Here is an 18184-nt window from a genome sequence, read left to right as displayed (position 1 = left end):
CTGCCTCAGCGGCCCAGGAGGAAGTCGAACACCGCCTGACGGCCCTTGTCGCTCACCGCTCTGCTCTGCACGGAGTGCGCGGCGCCCGGCACCACCACGACCCGGGCCCGCGGCGTCAGCCTCTTCTGGTCGTACAGCCACTCCAGCGGCGTCGACAGGTCCCGGTCCCCGCCGAGCAGCAGGACCGGTACGCCCGGGAGCCGGCGATGCCCCGGAGGCAGCGGCGACACCGGTGTGCGGGGCCAGTACAGACAGCTGAGCATCGTGCCGAGGCCCGTCGCCGTGGCGGCGTCGAACGGGCCGTAGTCGGCCGGTGTCAGCTCCGCGCCCGCCTTCTCCAGGGCCTCCCGGCGCCCGGCGGCCGGCGCGTCCGCCCTGCCCCACGGGTAGCGGCCGTCCAGGCACAGGGTCGAGGCGTGCAGCCCCTGGCTCAGCTCTTCCGCCGTCGCCGCGCTCCCCTGCCGTACGCCCGCGATGAGGGCTCGCAGCGGCGCGGGGTCCCCACCCGCGGCCGTGTGCAGGGCGTCGATCACCGCCGCGTAGTCGGGGTCCACGAACTCCCAGGTGGTCAGCGCGTCCAGCACATCCACGCCGTTGTGGTACCTCTCCACCACCTCGGCCAGGTCCGCCGCCGGGTCGGTGTGGCAGCCGATGGCCGCGCAGGCCGCCGTCAGCACGCGCGGCGCTGCGCGCAGGGCGGCCCGGTCCATCGGGTCGTAACCGGTCTGCGGCACCACGGAGTCCAGGACCAGCCGTGCCACGTGGCGCGGGTGCGCCAGGGCGTAGCGTTCGGCGGTGTACGTGCCGTACGAGACCCCGTCGAGCGTCATCTTCCGTACGTGCAGGGCCCGGCGCAGCAGTTCCAGGTCGGCGACGGTGTCACCGGTGCCGTAGAAGCGGCGGTCCGGACCGATGGCGGCGGCGCAGTCCGCCACCGCGCGCTCGGTGGGCGGGGTGAGATCGGACGACCCCATCTCCTTCTGCAGCCCGGGGCATTGCAGCGCGCCCGCGCCGGTGCCGCGCTGGTCGATCATCACCAGGCGGTAGTCCTTCAGCAACGGCGCCAGCCTCTTGGCCAGCCGGTCCACGAACGGCACACCCGGCTGGCCCGGACCACCCGTCAGGAACAGCAGGACGCCCTTCGGGGCCCGCGCGTTGTCCGCCATCGCCACCTTCAGGCCCAGCGTGCCCGCCGCACGGCCGCCGTGGTCGAGCGGAACCGTCAGGGTGGCGCAGCTGAAGCCCTGCACGCCGGGGCAGGGCGCCGTGCCGGAGAGTCCCCCGCTCTCCCCGGCAGGCGCCGCGGCCGCCCGGTCCTGCGCCGCCGACGTGCACGCCCCCGACAGCACCAGCGCGCCGGCGGCGGCCAGTGCGACCGCCGCCAGCGCCCTCGGCCTGCGCATCCTCCGTACCTCCCGGCCCGTCCGCGCCCCGCGGGTCCCGTGTGCCCTGCGCGTGCCCAGCATCCCCGTGCCTCCCCCGTGTCCCTCGCGTCGCCACGCCCCGTCCTCCGTGCCGGCCACCAAGATGCGCCGAGCGGCCCTGCCACGGCGAGCATCCGTGCCACGATTCGAGCAGGTTCGAAAGGACGCGCGGCACGGGACGCCCGGCACGGCATGGGCGGCACGGCACGGGCGGCACCAGGCAGGCGCAATCCGAGGCAGACACCGGGAGGGCCGTGATCGAACTCACCGTGGACGCCACCGGGCTGGCCAGATCCCGTTTCGCGGTCTCGCCGTTGCACGAGGTCGCGGCGACGCTGCTGCCGTGGGGGCTGCGCCCGGAGCGGACCGCCGATCCGTGGGTGGCGCGTGCCCGCAGGGTGCTGCGCCGGGCCCGGCTGCCGTTGCTGTCGGAGCTGGCCCTGGACACCGGCGGCTACGTGCCCGACTTCCTCAGCCCGCACCCGTCCGGGCCCTCGCCCACCGTCGAGGAGGAACTGGAGCGGGTCCGCTCCACCCCGCCGGGGCGTGTCATGGGCGAGCTGGCGGCGTTGCGCGACGGCCGCCCGGGCAACGGCCTGGCCGGCGCGGAACTGCCGCCGGAGGTGCGGCGGGCCATGGCCCGGGGCGGCGGGCATGTCGCCTGGCAGGCCGCGGAGGAACTGCGGCGCTACTGGGATCTGGCCTTCGCCCCGCACTGGGCGGCCGCGAAGGCCACCCTCGACTCGGAGGTCGACCGGTGCGCCGGGGTGCTGGCCCGGCACGGTGCGGCGCAGCTGTTCAACTCGCTGCACCCCGGCATCCGGTGGGCCGACGGCACGTTGCGCGTCGACAGCCGGTTCGCGGTGGAGCTGGCCGTGCCCCTGGTGGTCGTGGTGCCGTCGCTGGTGGCGGCCGGGCCGGGCGTGGCCGTGGACCCGGTGCGGGGCGGGCGGCGGCCGCCGATGGTGGCCTTTCCGGTACGCGGCGGAGCCATCGCGCCGGCGACCCCGTCCACCGAACTGGCCCGGCTGCTCGGGCCCACCCGCGCCGGGCTGCTGGCGGGGCTGGCGGGGCCGGCTTCCACGGGGGAGCTGGCGGCACGTCACTTTCTCAGTCCCGCCACGGTGTCGTACCACTTGGGTGTGCTGTACCGGTCGGGTCTCGTCTCCCGCGCCCGGTCCGGCCGGACGGTGCTGTATCACCGCACGCCGGCCGGGTCACGACTGGCGGGGGGCCAGGGGCCGCGGGGAGGGATCCCGGCGCGAAGGTGATCCGGGATCCGGCACGGGCCGCGGGAGACCGGCCCCCGGAGGGCCGCAGGGCGCCGGAGGGTCGGCGCGCCGGAAGGCGCCGGCGGGCCGGCTGCGGGGCCGCCGGACGCCAACGGGCCGGAGGGCCGCCAGACGCCAGCAGGCCGGAGAGCCGCCAGACGCCGGCAGGCCGGAGAGCCGCCAGACGCCGGCAGGCCGGAGGGCCGACGGCAGGTCGGCGGTCTCAGGAGAGCAGGTCGGTCTTCTGGCCGATGTCGTGCTGTTGCGCCCGCTGATAGGCGATCCAGGCCAGGGCGAGGTCCTGCCAGGGGAGCCCGACGGGAGCGTAGACGGAGCGGGCGGCGGCGGTGGTGCGCCCCGGGTGCTCGCCGCGCAGGATGTCGCCCAGGGTGGCGTCGGCCGCCGACGCGGCGAGACCGGCGGCGGCCAGTGCACCCGTGCCGGCGGCGAGTTCCCGGTCGTCGACGACCAGCAGCGCGGACGCGAGGAGATCGGCGGAGAGTTCCTGCTTGCCGGGCTCGTCGGCCCCCAGGCTCGTGAAGTGCTGTCCCGGCCGGGTGTCCGCCAGTCCGAGCAGCGGTGTGGTCGACCAGGTGGCCAGCAGAACGATGTCCGCGGCCGCGGCGACCCCGGCCGCGGAGGCCAGCACACGACCGCCGTGGCGGGCGGCGAAGCCGGCGGCACGGCCCGGGTCCGTGTCGTGGACGACGAGTCCGCCGTGGCCGCGCAGCGTGCTCAGGCCCCGCAGCATGAGCTCGGCCTGTGCGCCCGCTCCGATCACCCCGAGGATCGCGTCGTCCCCGGGCGCGGGTCCGGCGAGGAGGTGGGTGCCCAGGGCCGCGGCCAGGCCGGTGCGCCACGCCGTGACGGTGGCGGAGTCCATCAGCGCGAGAAGCTCGCCGTCGTGGCCGCTGTGCAGGCAGATCACCCCGCGCAGCGCCGGCCGGGCGTCCGGGAACTTGGCGTTGACCTTCACCGTGTACGCCTCGATGCCGGGCAGCACCCCGGGGATCAGGGCCGTGGCCGTGCCGGGGAAGGGCAGGCCGGTCCGGACCCGTTGCCCTGGCACCGGGAGGCCGGCGGCAGTGCGGAAGCCGTCGCCGAGTGCGGAAAGGCAGGACAGGGGGTCGAGCACGGCGTGCAGGTCGCTTCGCGTCAGGATGCGGGTCACTCCCCCATGGTCCGTCGCGCGCCTGCGGCTGCTCGTGACCCCGCCGGGTGCACTCGCGCGTCAACCCTGCGCAGCGACCGGCTCCCGTCGGCCGCAGGGTCGCGGACACGCGGTTCGGAGAGCGGGAAGGGTGCCGCAAGTCCCGTACGAAGTACGGCCGTTGGTCGTACCAGGAGGTAATCGCCGTGTGCTGGGGGGATCCTGTGCCGGTCCGCTCGAAGCCCTGCTGAGCAGGACACCGCTGAGTACACTCCGTCACCGTTGCAGAACCACGTGTATCGCGTGGCGAGGAGTGGGGCGGTTGCTCGTGACGCCAGAGGCCGGTGACAGGGTCGCTGACCGTTATCAGTTGCAGGAGCCCATCGGCAGCGGCGGAATGGGGGTCGTCTGGCGGGCGTGGGACGAACGGCTGGAGCGAGCGGTCGCCGTCAAGTGCGCGCGATTCGACGACTACTCGGCCGCGCGGCGGCTGATGAAGGAGGCGCGCAACGCCGGGCGGGTCAGCCATCCGAACATCGTGGCGGTCTTCGACTTCGAGACCAGGGACGACGCCTGCTGGATCGTCATGGAGTACGTGCCCTCACGCAGCCTGGCGCAGATCATGGCGGACCGCGGTCCCCTCACGCCCGAGGAGGCCGGGTCGATCGGCAGCCAGATCGCGGACGCGCTGGCCACGTCCCACGGCGAGGGCGTGGTGCACGGTGACGTGACGCCGGAGAACATCCTCGTCACCGACAAGGGCGTCGCCAGGCTGACCGACTTCGGGATCTCCCGGGCGCTGTGGAGCGAGGCCACCCAGACCACGACGGGCGGGGTGCGCGGCAAACCCCGCTACCTCGCTCCCGAGGTGGCGAGGGGCCGGTCGGCGGACATGGAGTCCGATGTGTTCTCGCTGGGCGCCACGCTGTTCGCGGCGGTCGAGGGCCAGTCGCCGTACGGCGAGTTCGAGCACGTCATGGGGTACTTGGCGCAGGCCCTGGAGGGCCGCGTCGAGCCACCGCGCCGGGCCGGCCCGCTCACCGGGCCGATCACCGCGATGCTGGAGGTGGACCCCCGGCGCCGCCCCGGCGCCGCCGAGGCGAAGAGGCTGCTGACCCGCGCCGCCCCGCCGCCCCCGCACATCCAGGAGTACGTCCGGGAACACCTGCGGGATCCCGGTCGGCAGGAGGGTGTCCTGCGTGCGGACGGCCATGGGGGACCGCGGGGTGGCCGCACCCTGCATCTCACGCCCTTCACTCTCCGGCTGCCGCGGCCCCCGCGCCGCGACCGCCGCCCCCTGGCGGTCGGCGCCACGGCGCTGGCCGCGGTGGCGGCCCTCGTGGCCGGTCTGGTCCTCTTCGGCCCGTGGCGTCCCGGCGACGGCACCGGCCGCAAGGCGGCCCCGCCGGACGGGGCCGGAGCGCGGCCCTCGGTCACCGCGCAGGCCGGCGCCATCGGCGACGCCCGCACGGCCGATCCCTGCACCCTGCTCGACGCCGCCTCGCTGAGCCGCTTCGGCGACACCGAACTCGACCCGGACTACGGCGAGCTGGACAGATGCGATGTGCTGGTGCGGGGGGACAGCGGGGACGACGTCGCCGACGTGGAGGTCAACTTCTCCCGTACACCGGAGCACTTCGACGGCGGTGTGGGCACCAGAAGGGCCGGCAACGTCCGGATCGCGTCGATGCGGCGCAACGGGGACAAGTGCCTGCGGTTCGTCGCGACCCCCGACCGCAAGCAGATCGTGGTCATCGGGAAGCGGCTGGCCTCCCCGGCGCCCGACCCGTGCGCCCTGGCCGACGCCGCCACCGATCATCTGGTCGGCGTGCTGGACGAGGGACCGGTGCCGCGGCGCTCGTCGTCGCCCGCCGCCGACTCCCTCGCCCGCCTGGACGCCTGCGCGCTGCTCGACGGGAGCGCGCTGAAGCGGCTTCCCGGCGTAGGGCGGCGGCCGTCGGACCGCGGATTCGGCGGCTGGTCCTGTGAGTGGGCGAGCCCGGACGGCGAATCCGCCTGGGTGCAGCTGCAGTTCACCCGTGACAACGACCTCAAGGACGACGGCGGTCCGGCGGCCGTGGCCGGCACGACGAGTTACGTGTCACCGAAGGAGGACGGTGACGACAGCTGCGTCGTACGCACACCGCACCGCACGTACACCAACTCCGTCGGCGACCGGACGATCGAGCTGTTCAGGCTGGCCGTGAGCGAACGGCAGCGGTCGGGCACCGGCGGAACCACGAAACTGTGCGGGGCCGCCCGGGAACTGTCGGCCGCGGTGGTGAAGAACATCGCGAGGAGCCTGCCGGGGAAATGAGCACGACAGGGACATCGCGCAGACCCCGCACATCCCGCATGCCCCGCGGCCCCCACGCCCCGCACGGGCGGCGCCTCGCCCTCGTGGTCGCCGCCGCGCTCACGGCGACCGCCGCCCTGGCCGCGCCCTCGCGCGCCGCCGCCGGCCCCGCCCCCGACTCCGCCTCCGCCCCCGGATCCGCTACGAGGTCGGCATCGACGCCCTCCTCCCGGCCGGGCTACGAGGGCCCGAAGCCCGGCGCCCCCTGACCGGCCGTGGTCAGCGCTCCCTCGGCTCCCGCACCACCGCGACCTCCCCCGGCCCCACCGTCACCGACCCCGGCACCGGCTTGCCGGTGAGGAGCTCCACCGCGTCCTGGGCCACCGGCACCTCCGCGCCCCGCCCGGCGTGGTCGATCACGAACAGGTAGTCCGCGGACGGGCCCCGGCGGCGCACCACCTCCACGCCGCCCGGAGCCGTGCGGACGGGGGCCACGCCCGCCTCCGTGCGGATGCGGTGCAGGAGGGACCCGAGAGTGGCCGGGTCCGGCTGTGTGGCCAGGTACCAGGTCGTACCGTCGCCGTGGGTGTGGCGCGTCACCGCGGGGACGCCCTTCAGCGGCCCCTCCGCGTACGAGGTCACCGCCTCCGCCCCCTCCGTGCGCAGGCGTTCCGACCACAGCCGTGCCGTGCCGCCCCCGCTCAGGGCGGGCGTATCGTCCGGCAGCAGCGGGAGGAGTTCGTCCGATCTGACCCCCAGGGCCTCCCGGAAGGCCCCGGGGTAACCGCCCAGCCGCACACGGCAGTTCCCGTCCACCGCCCCGCTGTGGAAGCCGACCGCCAGGGTGCCGCCGTGCTCGGCGAAGCCGGTGAGGTTCGCCGCGTCCTCGTCGTCGACGAGGTACAGGCTGGGCACCAGGACCAGGCGGTACGGCGACAGGTCCGCGTCCGGGCGGACGAAGTCCACCGCCACGCCCTCCCGCCACAGCGGCTCGTACCAGGACCGGACCAGGTCCTTGAATCGGAGTTCGGCGCTCGGCTGGGAGGGGGCCTCCAGGGCCCAGCGCGCGTTCCAGTCCCAGACGATCGCCGTCTCGGCCGTGCCGGTGCTGCCGCGGACCTCCGCGAGGGCCTTGAGGTCGGCGCCGAGGCGGACCACGTCCCGCCAGATGCGGCTGTCCTCTCCCGCGTGCGGCACCATCGCCGAGTGCCACTGCTCGGCGCCCGCCCTGGAGGCCCGCCACTGGAAGAAGGCGATGCCGTCCGCGCCCCGCGCCACGTGCGCCAGGGCGTTGCGGCGCAGTTCGCCCGGGCACTTGGCGCGGTTGACCGGCTGCCAGTTGACCGCGCCGGTGGAGTGTTCCATCAGCAGCCAGGGGCCGCCGGCGAGCGAGCGCGTCAGGTCGCCGCTGAGCGCGATGTCGATCTCCGGCTCGGGGTCGGTGGAGATCAGGTAGTGGTCGTTGGAGACCAGGTCCTGTTCCGGGGCCCAGCGCCAGTAGTCCAGCGCGTCGAAGTCCGGCATCACCATGAAGTTTGTGGTGGCGGGGATGTCCGGGGCGGCGGCGCGCAGGACGTCGCGCTCGGCCGTGTACAGCGCGAGCAGTTCGTCGGAGCAGAAGCGGCGCCAGTCCAGCCGGTGGGCCGGGTTGGGGACGGCGCCGGTGGCACGCGGCGGCAGGATCTCGTCCCAGTCGTGGTACCACTGGCTCCAGAAGGCGGTGCCCCAGGCGTGGTTGAGCGCGGCCAGGTCGTCGGCGTACCTCGTCCGCAGCCAGCGCCTGAAGGAGGCCGCGCTCGTGTCGCAGTAGCAGGCCGCGTTGTGGCAGCCGTACTCGTTGTGCACGTGCCACATCGCGACGGCCGGGTGGCCTGCGTACCGCTCGGCCAGCCTGCCCGCGATGCGCAGGGCGGCGGCACGGTAGGCGGGGCTTGAGGGGCAGAACGTCTGCCGGCTGCCGTAGGAGAGGGTGCGGCCGTCGGGGTCGGCCGGCAGCGCCTCGGGGTGGGCCCGGAAGAACCAGGCGGGCGGCGCGGCCGTCGGGGTGGCCAGATCGGCGGCGATGCCGCCCGCGTGCAGCAGGTCCAGGACGCGGTCCAGGCGCGAGAAGTCGTACACGCCCTCGGCGGGTTCCAGCAGCGCCCAGGAGAAGATGCCGACGCTGACCATGGTCACGCCGGCCTCACGCATCAGGCGCATGTCCTCGGCCCAGATCTCCTCGGGCCACTGCTCGGGGTTGTAGTCGCCGCCGTAGACGATGCCGGGGACGGACAGCGTGGGCGCGGGGTCGGGCGGGGTGACGGGGTGGGGCACGGTGGTTCTCTTTCGCACGAGGGGGGCCGGCCGCGGCCGCCCTGGGCCGGGCCGGGGCGTCAGCCCTTGCTGGCGCCCAGGGTCAGACCGCTGACGAACTGGCGCTGCAGCACGAAGTACACGACCAGCGTCGGGATCGCGGTGAGCAGGGCGCCGGCGGCGACCAGGTTGGGATCGGTGAAGTACTGACCGGACAGGTTCTTCAGGGCGGAGGTGATCGGCATGTTCTCGCCGGTGGAGATCAGCACGATCGCCCAGAAGAAGTCGTTGTAGATCCAGATGGACAGCAGTGTGGCCAGGGCCGCCATGGCGGGGCGGCACAGCGGCAGCACGATCTGCCAGTACATCCGCCACACCGACGCCCCGTCCACGAGCGCGGCCTCGGTCAGCTCGTGCGGCAGCATGCGCATGTAGTTGCTCAGCACGAAGGCGCAGAAGCCGGACTGGAACGCCACGTGGATGAGGACCAGGCCGAGCGCGGAGTCGTACAGCTTGCCGCTGACGGTGATGCCCGGCAGGTCGACCAGCAGGTAGAGGCGGTACAGCGGGGTGATGACGACCTGCTGCGGCAGCAGGTTGCCCGCCGTGAAGACCAGCAGCAGCGCCAGGTTGAGGCGGAAGTCGAAACGGCTGACGTAGAAGGCGACGCACGAGGACAGGAACAGCGTCAGCAGCACGGCCGGGACGGCGATCAGCAGCGTGTTGCCGAAGTAGTGCGTCATGTCGGACTGGGTGAACGCGCTCGTGAAGTTCCCGAGGCTCAGCTTGTCCGGCCAGGACACATAGCCCTTGGCGCTGGTCTCCGAGTACGGCCGCAGCGCCGCGTACATCGCCCACAGCAGCGGCGCGAGCCAGGCCAGCGCCGTCCCGGCGAGGAAGACGTGCAGCAGCACCCGGGCGGGACGGACGGGCGGACGCCGCCCCGGCGCCACGGCCGCCGTGGTCGTGGCGGTGGAGGTGCTCACGAGCGGCGCTCCTTCCGGAAGGTGCCGACCAGGTACGGAATGATCACACCGAGCGAGATCAGCAGCAGGACGACCGCGATCGCGGACCCGTATCCGATGCGGCTGGACTCACCGATGATGTTGTTCGTCACCAGGATCGACAGCAGTTCGGTGCCGTGGGCCCCGCCGTTGAAGACGAAGACGAGGTCGAAGGCGCGCAGGGCCTCGATGATGGTGACCACCAGGACGATGGTGTTGGTGGGCCGCAGCGTGGGGAAGATGACGTTCCTGAACGTCTGCCACTCGTTGGCCCCGTCCAGGGCCGATGCCTCGCGCAGGGACGGGTCGACGCCCTTCAGGCCGGCCAGGTAGAGGATCATCATGTAGCCGGTGTGCCGCCAGGAGGCGGCGATGAGGACGGCCCAGAGGTTGAGGTCCGGGTCGCCGATCCAGTCGATGTAGTGGCCCGGCTTGTTGGCCCCGATCAGGCTGTTGATCAGGCCCGTGTCGGGGTTGTAGACGAGCTGCCAGACGAATCCGATGACCGCGAAGGACACCACGACCGGCAGGAAGAACGCCGTCTGGTAGACCCTGCTGAACCGGATCCTCTTGTCCAGTTGCACGGCCAGGAAGAGGCCGAGCGGGGTGGGGATCAGGATCAGGACGACGAACCAGACGACGTTGTGCTGGACGGCGGGCCAGAACTGCGGGTTGCTGGTGAACAGTTCCCTGAAGTTCCGCAGCCCCACCCAGGTGATCGAGTCGAAGCCGATGCCGTCCCAGGTGGTGAAGGCCAGGGCGATGGAGGCGAGGGCCGTGAGCCACACGAGCGTGATGTGCAGGACCGTCGGCACGCCCGCCATCAGGCCCAGGGTGAGCCGGTCGCGGCGGGTGAGCAGGCGGCGGTGCCCTCGGGGGGCGCGTTTCTTCTCGCGCGCGCCCGGAGGCGGCACGGCGGCCGCCTCCGGGGTCCGGGTGCCGGTGTCGGTGGTCATGACGAGGTGAAGATCGTCTTCTTCTGGCGCTCGATGGACGAGAGCAGTCCGTCGACACCCTTCGGGTTGCGGACGAAGTTCTGCAGCGAGGGCTGCATCACCGTGGAGGTGAAGTCCGGGCGGCTGTCGCGGTCCATGAACTGGGTGAGGCTCTTGGCGCCGCTGATCATGTCGTACGCCTTCTTCTGCAGGGCGGTGTACGAGGAGGTGTCGGCCTTGCTGGAGGCGGCCACCACGCTGGAGTCGGACTTGAGGTAGATCTGCTCGGCGTCCGGAGTGCCCAGGTACTCCAGCAGTTTGAGGGCGCCCGCCTTGTTCTTCGGGGCCTTGCTGAGCATGAACCCGTCGGTGGGCGCCTCGACGGTGTCCTGGCCGTACGCCGGGTTGATCTCCGGGAAGGCGAAGAAGTCGAGGTCGTCCAGGTCGGCCTTGTCGGTGAACTGCTGCGCCACGAAGCTGCCCAGCAGATACATGCCGGCCTTCTTGGACACGAGCGTCTGGGCGGCGTCCTGCCAGGTGCGGCCGACCGCACCGTCCTGGTGGTACGGCAGCAGCTCGGCCCAGTGGTCGAAGGCGGCCTTCACCTTGGCGTCGGTCCAGGATGCCTTGCCGGCCATCAGCCGGACGTGGAAGTCGTAGCCGTTGAGGCGGAAGTTGATCTGGTCGAAGGTACCCATCGCGGGCCAGGCGTCCTTGTCGCCGAAGGCGATCGGGATCAGCCCGTCCTTCTTCATCTGCTTGCACAGGGCGACGAGTTGGTCCCAGGTGGTGGGTACCTGGTAGCCGTGCTGCTGGAAGACGCTCTTCCGGTAGAAGAGCGCCCAGGGGTACGTGTACAGCGGCACGAAGTAGTACTTGCCGTCCTCGCCCTTGCTCAGGGCCTTCATCGCGTCGGGGAAGTTGCCCCCGACCGTCTGCCACACCTCGTCGATCGGGGTGGCGAGCTTCTTCGCGGCGAAGAACTGCATGCGGTAGCCGGCGAACCAGGTGAACACGTCGTCAGGCGTGCCCTGGAGGTAGGAGTTGATCTGCTCCTGGAACGTGTTGTGGTCCTTGGTGTTCACGTCGACCGTGATCCCGGACTTCGTCTTGTAGGCCGCGTAGATGTCGGCGAACGCCTTCTTCGGCACGGCGTCCGAGGCGTTGGAGCCGAGGGTGACGGTCTTCGCGTCGCCCGCTCCGGTGCTGCCGCCGCAGGCGCTCAGCAGGGGTACGGCCGCGCCGAGCGCTGCGGCGCCGCCTATGCCGCGCAGCAGGGCGCGTCGGCTCGGGCCTGGGAGGGAGAGACCGGACGGAGAGGGGTGCATGACGGCTCCTGGAGGCAAGGATCGGTCGTCGCGATGTGTCATACCGAGTCAGTCAGAATCGATCAGAAACCAACCGGACCAAACATCGTGGCGTAATAAGAGCCGCACGTTCGGTAGCTCGTCAAGGGCTGGGGCCGGATTTGTGGAAACGTAATCGACATGGGCTTGATCGCTTCCGCTCACAATCGGACAGCGCACGATCGGCCCTCCCGAGTGGGCCCAACCTCCTGGGGAGCGCGGGTCCCACCGCCCCGCCGACCGCCCCCCGAGGCGGCCTTCTAGGCCTAAAACGCGGCCTAGCCGATCCGCACCGACCGCGAGACGGTGACCTGGTCGACGTCCGTCGTGCGGATCGTCGCCCTCATCGTCCAGGTGCCCGGCAGCGGGAGGTTCACCGAGCCCGCGGCCCAGTAGCCGCCCCGGTCGGTGAGTTTCGCGTCCAGGGGGCCGACGTCCCGCTCCTTGAGCGTGAAGGTCAGCCGCAGTTCGGGAACGGTCGCGATACCGCCGTCGGGTCCGTAGACCAGCGCCTGGACCGCGTTCTCACCCGCCCGCGCCGGGGTCAGTTCGATCTGCGCCCTGCCGTGGCCGCCGCGCGCGCCCATGTCGAAGGGAACCATGACGGTCAGGCCGACGGGCTGCTCGGCCGCGGCCCTCGACGCCGCCTCCTCGGCGGCCGCCCGGCCCGGCTGCGCACCCGTCAGCAGCGTCGTGATCACGAGCACCACGACCCCGGTCGCGGCCTCCGCCAGCACCGAGCGGCGCAGCGCCCGCCGGGCGGGCACCGGCTCCGCATCCGCCGGTACGTCCGCCGCCGCGCCGCCGTCCCCGCCCGCACCGCGGTCGCCCTCCGGGACGCGGTCACCCCCCGGGCCGCCGTCGCTCCCAGGGCCGCCGTCGCTCCCAGGGCCGCCGTCGCTCCCAGGGCCGCCGTCGCTCCCAGGGCCGCCGTCGCCGGCCGCCGCCCGGCCGTCACCCGGAACGGCCCCCGCGCGTCCCGTCGCCGCCACCACCGGCCGCCGCACCCGCTCCGGCAGCACGGTCCCCGCCGGCCCCGCCCCCGCCGCGGCCCACCGTGCCGTCCAGCGGCGCGAGGACGACGCCACCGCCAGCAGCACCACCACCGCGATCAACTTGGCCGTCAGCAGCCTGCCGTAGGCCGTGGAGGTGAGCGCGTCGAGGGAGCCGAGGCCCCGCCAGGACTGGTACGCGCCGGTGGCGGCCAGCACGGCGACCGCCGCGGAGGCCAGGCGCGAGAAACGGGCGACGGCTGACACCGGGAGGTCCTCGGGCGTCCGGTGCAGCGCCGTGAGCAGGGCCGCCAGACCTCCCAGCCACACCGCCATCGCCAGCAGGTGCAGCACTGCCGAGGTCATGGCCAGGGGAACCTGGATGCCGGCCGCGGCGTGCTCGGACACCGCCCAGGTGACGGCCAGGGCGAGCGACGACAGCCCCACGCCCGCCGTGTGCCACGCGCTGCCCCGCCGCGCCCCTCCGGCCCGGCCCAGGGCCACCGCCGCCAGCATCAGCACGGCCACCCGTGCCAGCAGGGCGAGCCCGGGGCGGCCCGTCACGGTGTCGCGCAGCACCACGGGATCGAGGGCCGCCGCCGGGCCGCGTCCCCTCTCGTAGGGGCCGCGCAGCAACAGCAGCGCCACCGTGGCGGCCATCAGCGTCCACCAGCCGCCCACCAGCAGTCCGCGGGCCGCGGCCGCACCGGTGACCCGGGTGAACACGGTTGCCCCCAGCAGCAGGGCGAGACCGCCGTAGGCGATGTAGCGGGCGAGGTCGTAGAGCATCGTGGAGGCCGCGTCCTGAGCCGTGTCGGACGGCAGGACGGCCGTCGTCGCGGACGGCTTGCCGACGGAGAACGTGAGGGCACCGGACGCGGGATGGCTGTCCGCCGACACCACCCGCCACGCCACGATGTACGTGCCCTGCGCGAGGTGGGCGGGGAGCGTGACACGCGCGGTGTTCGCCCGGCCGTCCGCGTGTTCCTGCCGACCGGTGTGCACCCGCCGGTTCCCCGGGTCGATCACCCGGACGGAGTCCTCCAGCAGCCCGACCGACTCGCTGAAGGTGAGGGTGACCGCCTTCGGCGCCGCCCTCAGCACGCTGCCGTCCACCGGGTCGGCGTTCTTCAGCACGGCGTGCGCGGACGCGGAACCGGCGCCCGCGAGAAGCAGGAGCGCGACGAGGGGGACCAGCAGCGGCACGAGCGCCGGGCGCCGCGTCCGCCACCCGCGCGCGACCGCCGCCGAACTCCCGCCGCCCCCGCCTGCTCCGCCCACGTCATGTCTCCCGCATCGCCTGTCCCGGGTCCCGGTTACGTACGGACGCGGGGAGCCCCGCGCTCAACACGGCGGCACCGGGCGCCCGTACGAGGGTCACGCCGGCATGGCCGGCGGCCGCGTCACCAGGTGGGCCGGGCCGACATCCCGCCGTCCACCACCAGGTCGTGGCCCGTGATCCAGGACGCGAGCGGCGAGGCCAGGAACACACAGGCGTCGCCGACGTCCTCCGGGCGCCCCAGCCGGCCGGTGGGCACCGCCCGCCTCCACCGCCGCACGCCCTCCGGCCAGTCCTCCGCCAGGCGGATGGGGGTCCCCCCTGCTCGAGCGGAGCCGAGAGCTTGGGGGAGGTTGAATGAGACCGGGCGAGACCGTGTTGACACGGATGCCGAAGGGGGCGTACTCGAGCGCCGCCGACCGCGCGTGCATGACGACGGCCGCCTTGGACGCGCAGTAGTGCGCGTGCATCGGAGCCGGCTGCGTGGCCTCGATGGAGGCGATGTGGGTGACGGTGCCGCCGCCCGCCTCCCGCATGACCTGCACCGCCGCCTGCGTGCACGCGAACACGCTCGACAGGTTGGTGTCCACCACGGCCCGCCAGTCGGCGGCCGTCATACCGGCCAGTTCCTGCACCGGCTGCACCCCGGCGTTGTTGACGAGGGCCGTCAGCCGGCCGCCGCCCCACTCGGCGGCGTCCCCCACCATGCGCCGGCACGCGTCCTCGACGGTGAGGTCGGCCTGGAGCACGACCGCCCGGCCGCCCGCCCCACCGATGCGCGCGGCGAGGTCACGCGCCGCCTCCACCGCCGTACGGCAGTGGACCGCGACGGCCGCGCCCTCCTCGGCGAACCGCAGGGCGATACCGCGGCCGATGCCGCCGCCCGCCCCGGTCACCAGGGCCACCTGTCCCTCCAGCAGGCCGCTCACGACCGGCACAGCCCGGCGATCCGGGCCGCCTCGGCCGGGTAGCGCGCGGTCAGTCCGGCCGCGTCGCCGTGCTCGTACCCGTCGTAGGTGAAGCCCGGCGCCATCGTGCAGCCGAACAGCGTCCAGGATCCGCCGGCGGCCACCCGCCCGCCCATCCACGTCCCGGCCGGCACGGTCGACTGGACCTGCTGGCCGCCGAGGACATCCGGTCCGAGGACGGCCGTACGGGCGCTGCCGTCCGGGGCCAGGAGCAGCAGCTCCAGCGGATCCCCGAGGTAGAAGTGCCAGACCTCGTCCGCCGGGAGGCGGTGCAGCGCCGAGTAGTCGTCCGGGGCGGCGGTCAGCAGGGCGACGATCGCGGTGCCCTCCGGCCGCCCGTCCGCCCGCATCGGCCCCGTCCAGGTCCGCCGGAACCGTCCGCCCTCACGCGGAATCGGTTCCAGCCCGTAGTGGGCGATCAGGTCATCAGGGGTCACGGCAGGCAGGCTAGTCTCCGAAGCCCGCCGCCATCCCCGTCCGAGGCGGCTGCGGGGCCTGGGAGCACCCCGGCCACCTGTGCGGCGCTGCCGAGGGTGACCCGTCAGCCGCCCGGACCCGCCCGGCTGGCGGCCCGTTCGTCCCCGGCCTCAGCATGGATCATGACCGAGGCATCGAGCGGCTCCTCCTGGAACCCGGAGTACGACGACCGGCGGGTGCACGCCCAGCGGGGTCAGCACCGGACCGCGCCCCCGGAACCCGAGGGCCCCGTCCACCTCCTGAGCCGTGCCGCCTGGCAGGCCGTCCTGATGACCGGCGTCGCGTCCCTGATCCTGGGGATCCTCGTCCTGGTCTGGCCGGGCCCGTCCCTGCTCGTGGCCGGGGTCCTGTTCGGGCTCTACCTGCTCATCAGCGGCATCCTCCAGCTGGTCGCCGCGTTCGGCACGCACAAGGCCACCTCGCTGCGCGTCCTGGCGTTCATCAGCGGCGCCCTGGCGATCCTGCTGGGCCTGTTCTGCTTCCGGGGCCCCATGGAGTCGATCCTCCTGCTCGCGCTGTGGATCGGCATCGGCTGGCTGATCCGCGGGATCACCCAGACGGTGGCCGCCGCCCACGACCCGACGGTGCCCGCGCGCGGCTGGCAGATCTTCCTCGGCATCGTCGCCTTCCTCGCCGGGGTCGTGCTGATCGTCTCCCCTTTCACCTCGCTGGCCGTGCTCACCCTGGTCGCCGGCTGGTGGCTGGTGGTCGTCGGTGTCGTCGAGGTCGTCACCGCGATCCGGATCCACGGCCGCGCCGAGGAGATCCCGCACGCGGTGTGACCCACGCCGCCCCCACCCGTATGACCAGCGTCAACCCCACACCCGACCGGTCCCTCGTGCGAGCGAACCTTACGGCCGACACGGTGAACGGGACGCGCCGGGCGGGGAGATGACTCCCATGAGCCCCGCCCCGCATGGCCCTCGCACCGTTCATCGGTATGCCTGGCTGCGGGTGCTCGTGGTGCTCGTCGCGCTGCTCGCGGCGGGCGCACACACCGAGGCGGTGCCGGCCCCGGCCGCCTCCGCGTCGGCCTCCACGGGGACGTGCGACGCCGAGCACGACGAGCTCGACGCGGCGCTGCGGCCCACGGCCCCCCAGGGGCAGGGCGGTGTGACACCGCAGCGCCCCGGGCCGCGGACCGGCGACATGCCGCCGGAGCCGGCCCCGCCGTCCCGCACCCCCGTGCGGCCGCCGTACTCCCCCGCCCTGCGGGCCCTGCACACCGTGGTCCTCCTCTGCTGACAGGTCCGGCTTCCGGACCATCACCCCCCACCAGCAAGGCGAGGACACCCTCATGCCCAGTGACCCCTACGCGGCTCTGCACGCCCTGGTGCTCGCGGAGGCCGTCCGCACCACGAAGCCGAACCCGGAACGGGACCCGGAGCCCGGGGAGGAGCCCCTGCCCCCGGCCGCCCCGGAGCAGGAACACGACTAGCACCACGGCGGCCGCCCGACCCCGTCGGGCGGCCGCCCTCACCTCCCCAACTTCGAGCGCCTGTTCCCTTTTTGCACCCGTTTACCGCATCTTTCCGGCGTCGCACTCGGTCGCCATGGCTGCGCCCGGAACGTCTTGACCGGTAGGCTTTCCGTGTGATCTTCAAGCGCATCGGAAACGGCCGGCCGTACCCCGACCACGGCCGGGAAAGCACCCGGCAGTGGGCGGACGTCGCGCCGCGCCCGGTCCGCCTCGATCAGCTCGTGACGACCAAGCAGCAGCTCGACCTGGAGACCCTCCTCGCCGAGGACTCGACGTTCTACGGCGACCTCTTCGCGCATGTCGTGAAGTGGCAGGGCGACCTGTACCTGGAGGACGGTCTCCACCGCGCGGTGCGCGCGGCGCTGCAGCAGCGCCAGGTCCTGCACGCGAGGGTCCTCGAACTCGACTGAGCGCCGCGGACGCGGACGCGCAGCCCGCCGCTTTGATCCTTTCGGGTTGGACTGTGCGGCATCCAATGATCATCTAGTAGGCATTGCCGCCCCGGCCCACTACGCTGCGCTCATGAGCATGCTGACTCCCCCTGGCATGGGCGGCCAGTACCGGATCACGGGGGACAAGTACCCGCGGATGCGCCGGCCGCGGCGCCGCGGCAGGCTCGTGTTGGCCGTCGTCGCGTCCGTCGCCGTCATCGGGCTGATCGGATGGGGAACCCTGCAGCTCATCGATGTCTTCACGGGCGGCAGCGGCACGTCCTCGGCGTCCGGCGCGAGGGCGGGCTGCGCGACCAGGACGAAGACCTCGCCGACGACCGCCGCACGGGCCCTGCCCCGGCCCGGCCAGATCACCGTCAACGTCTTCAACGCCACGACCCGCGCCGGCCTCGCCAAGGAGACCGCGGACGAGCTGAAGAAGCGCGGCTTCCGCATCGGCGACGTCGGCAACGCGACGAAGGAGTACGACAAGAAGGTCAAGGGCGCCGGGGTGCTGATCGGCCCCAAGACGTCCCTCGACACCTCGCTGCCGGTCGTCGGCACGCAGCTGGCGGGCGCCGAGCACCGCACGGACGCCCGCACGGGCACCGCCGTCGACCTGGTCCTGGGCGACCGGTTCACATCGCTGGCGGACAAGGCGGCCGCGGACAAGGCCCTGGCCGCGCTGACCACGTCGGCGAAGGCGGCTTCGGCGGGCGGCGGCAAGAAGAACTGCTGAGACCCGCGCGGGCCGGGCCGCGAACGGGGCGGCCGCGGGCGGCCGCACACCGTGCGGCCGCACCTCGTCCCGTCCGGCCGCCGCCCCCTCCTGGAGCCCG

General features: G+C 73.3%; 16 protein-coding genes and 1 pseudogene. 8 read left to right on the top strand and 9 right to left on the bottom strand.

Going from position 1 to position 18184, the window contains the following annotated elements:
* Positions 1-5 precede the first annotated feature (5 nt).
* Positions 6-1403, bottom strand: coding sequence for an alpha/beta fold hydrolase (locus tag ACZ79I_RS20740; protein ID WP_471498986.1), 1398 nt, complete (start codon positions 1401-1403; stop codon positions 6-8).
* Between the two features lie 275 nt (positions 1404-1678).
* On the opposite strand from ACZ79I_RS20740, the gene ACZ79I_RS20735 reads away from it, so the two are divergent.
* Entirely contained in the window at positions 1679-2695 is a 1017-nt protein-coding gene (locus ACZ79I_RS20735; RefSeq protein ID WP_471498985.1) for an ArsR/SmtB family transcription factor, read from the top strand.
* Positions 2696-2918: 223 nt separating this feature from the next.
* Here ACZ79I_RS20735 and ACZ79I_RS20730 read toward each other — a convergent pair whose 3' ends face one another.
* Positions 2919-3866 (bottom strand): ornithine cyclodeaminase family protein, encoded by a 948-nt coding sequence (locus tag ACZ79I_RS20730; RefSeq protein ID WP_471498984.1) that lies wholly within the window; start codon positions 3864-3866, stop codon positions 2919-2921.
* A 349-nt stretch (positions 3867-4215) separates the two neighbouring features.
* On the opposite strand from ACZ79I_RS20730, the gene ACZ79I_RS20725 reads away from it, so the two are divergent.
* Together ACZ79I_RS20725 and ACZ79I_RS20720 are read left to right on the top strand one after the other, a co-directional pair.
* Positions 4216-6162, top strand: coding sequence for a serine/threonine-protein kinase (locus ACZ79I_RS20725; protein WP_471498983.1), 1947 nt, complete (start codon positions 4216-4218; stop codon positions 6160-6162).
* Entirely contained in the window at positions 6159-6410 is a 252-nt protein-coding gene (locus ACZ79I_RS20720) for a hypothetical protein (protein WP_471498982.1), read from the top strand. The genes ACZ79I_RS20725 and ACZ79I_RS20720 overlap by 4 nt, the downstream gene beginning before the upstream one ends.
* Before the next feature lie 10 nt (positions 6411-6420).
* On the opposite strand, the gene ACZ79I_RS20715 is transcribed toward ACZ79I_RS20720, so the two are convergent.
* From ACZ79I_RS20715 to ACZ79I_RS20685, 7 genes and pseudogenes are all read right to left on the bottom strand, one after another.
* Positions 6421-8454 carry a beta-galactosidase gene (locus tag ACZ79I_RS20715; protein ID WP_471498981.1) on the bottom strand — a complete coding sequence of 678 codons (2034 nt, stop codon included), beginning with the start codon at positions 8452-8454 and terminating at the stop codon, positions 6421-6423.
* A 59-nt stretch (positions 8455-8513) separates the two neighbouring features.
* Positions 8514-9419 carry a carbohydrate ABC transporter permease gene (locus ACZ79I_RS20710; RefSeq protein ID WP_471498980.1) on the bottom strand — a complete coding sequence of 302 codons (906 nt, stop codon included), beginning with the start codon at positions 9417-9419 and terminating at the stop codon, positions 8514-8516.
* Positions 9416-10393 carry a carbohydrate ABC transporter permease gene (locus tag ACZ79I_RS20705; RefSeq protein WP_471498979.1) on the bottom strand — a complete coding sequence of 326 codons (978 nt, stop codon included), beginning with the start codon at positions 10391-10393 and terminating at the stop codon, positions 9416-9418. Before ACZ79I_RS20705 ends, ACZ79I_RS20710 begins: the two co-directional genes overlap by 4 nt.
* On the bottom strand, positions 10390-11700 hold the full coding sequence (locus ACZ79I_RS20700) for an ABC transporter substrate-binding protein (protein WP_471498978.1): 1311 nt from the start codon (positions 11698-11700) through the stop codon (positions 10390-10392). Before ACZ79I_RS20700 ends, ACZ79I_RS20705 begins: the two co-directional genes overlap by 4 nt.
* A 296-nt stretch (positions 11701-11996) precedes the next feature.
* Positions 11997-13991: a copper resistance CopC/CopD family protein gene (locus tag ACZ79I_RS20695; RefSeq protein ID WP_471498977.1), complete on the bottom strand. Its 1995-nt coding sequence runs from the start codon at positions 13989-13991 to the stop codon at positions 11997-11999.
* A gap of 122 nt (positions 13992-14113) precedes the next feature.
* A pseudogene (locus ACZ79I_RS20690) lies at positions 14114-14927 on the bottom strand (SDR family NAD(P)-dependent oxidoreductase).
* Entirely contained in the window at positions 14915-15394 is a 480-nt protein-coding gene (locus ACZ79I_RS20685) for a cupin domain-containing protein (protein WP_471498976.1), read from the bottom strand. The pseudogene ACZ79I_RS20690 and the gene ACZ79I_RS20685 overlap by 13 nt, the downstream one beginning before the upstream one ends.
* 162 nt (positions 15395-15556) lie before the next feature.
* Between ACZ79I_RS20685 and ACZ79I_RS20680 the strand changes: the two genes are divergently transcribed.
* The 5 genes from ACZ79I_RS20680 (at position 15557) to ACZ79I_RS20660 (ending at position 18084) form a co-directional block, all read left to right on the top strand.
* Complete coding sequence (locus tag ACZ79I_RS20680; RefSeq protein ID WP_471498975.1) at positions 15557-16216, top strand: HdeD family acid-resistance protein; 660 nt, start codon at positions 15557-15559, stop codon at positions 16214-16216.
* A 118-nt stretch (positions 16217-16334) separates the two neighbouring features.
* Positions 16335-16679 carry a hypothetical protein gene (locus ACZ79I_RS20675; RefSeq protein WP_471498974.1) on the top strand — a complete coding sequence of 115 codons (345 nt, stop codon included), beginning with the start codon at positions 16335-16337 and terminating at the stop codon, positions 16677-16679.
* Positions 16680-16731: 52 nt separating this feature from the next.
* Positions 16732-16872, top strand: a complete 141-nt coding sequence (locus ACZ79I_RS20670) for a hypothetical protein (RefSeq protein WP_381079861.1) — start codon at positions 16732-16734, stop codon at positions 16870-16872.
* A 155-nt stretch (positions 16873-17027) separates the two neighbouring features.
* Positions 17028-17324: a type II toxin-antitoxin system VapB family antitoxin gene (locus ACZ79I_RS20665; RefSeq protein ID WP_004943146.1), complete on the top strand. Its 297-nt coding sequence runs from the start codon at positions 17028-17030 to the stop codon at positions 17322-17324.
* Positions 17325-17460: 136 nt separating this feature from the next.
* Positions 17461-18084 carry a LytR C-terminal domain-containing protein gene (locus tag ACZ79I_RS20660; protein ID WP_471505118.1) on the top strand — a complete coding sequence of 208 codons (624 nt, stop codon included), beginning with the start codon at positions 17461-17463 and terminating at the stop codon, positions 18082-18084.
* Positions 18085-18184: the final 100 nt, after the last annotated feature.

Source organism: Streptomyces sp. PSU-S4-23 (assembly GCF_055632315.1).
This window is presented reverse-complemented; position numbering and strand designations above follow the sequence as displayed.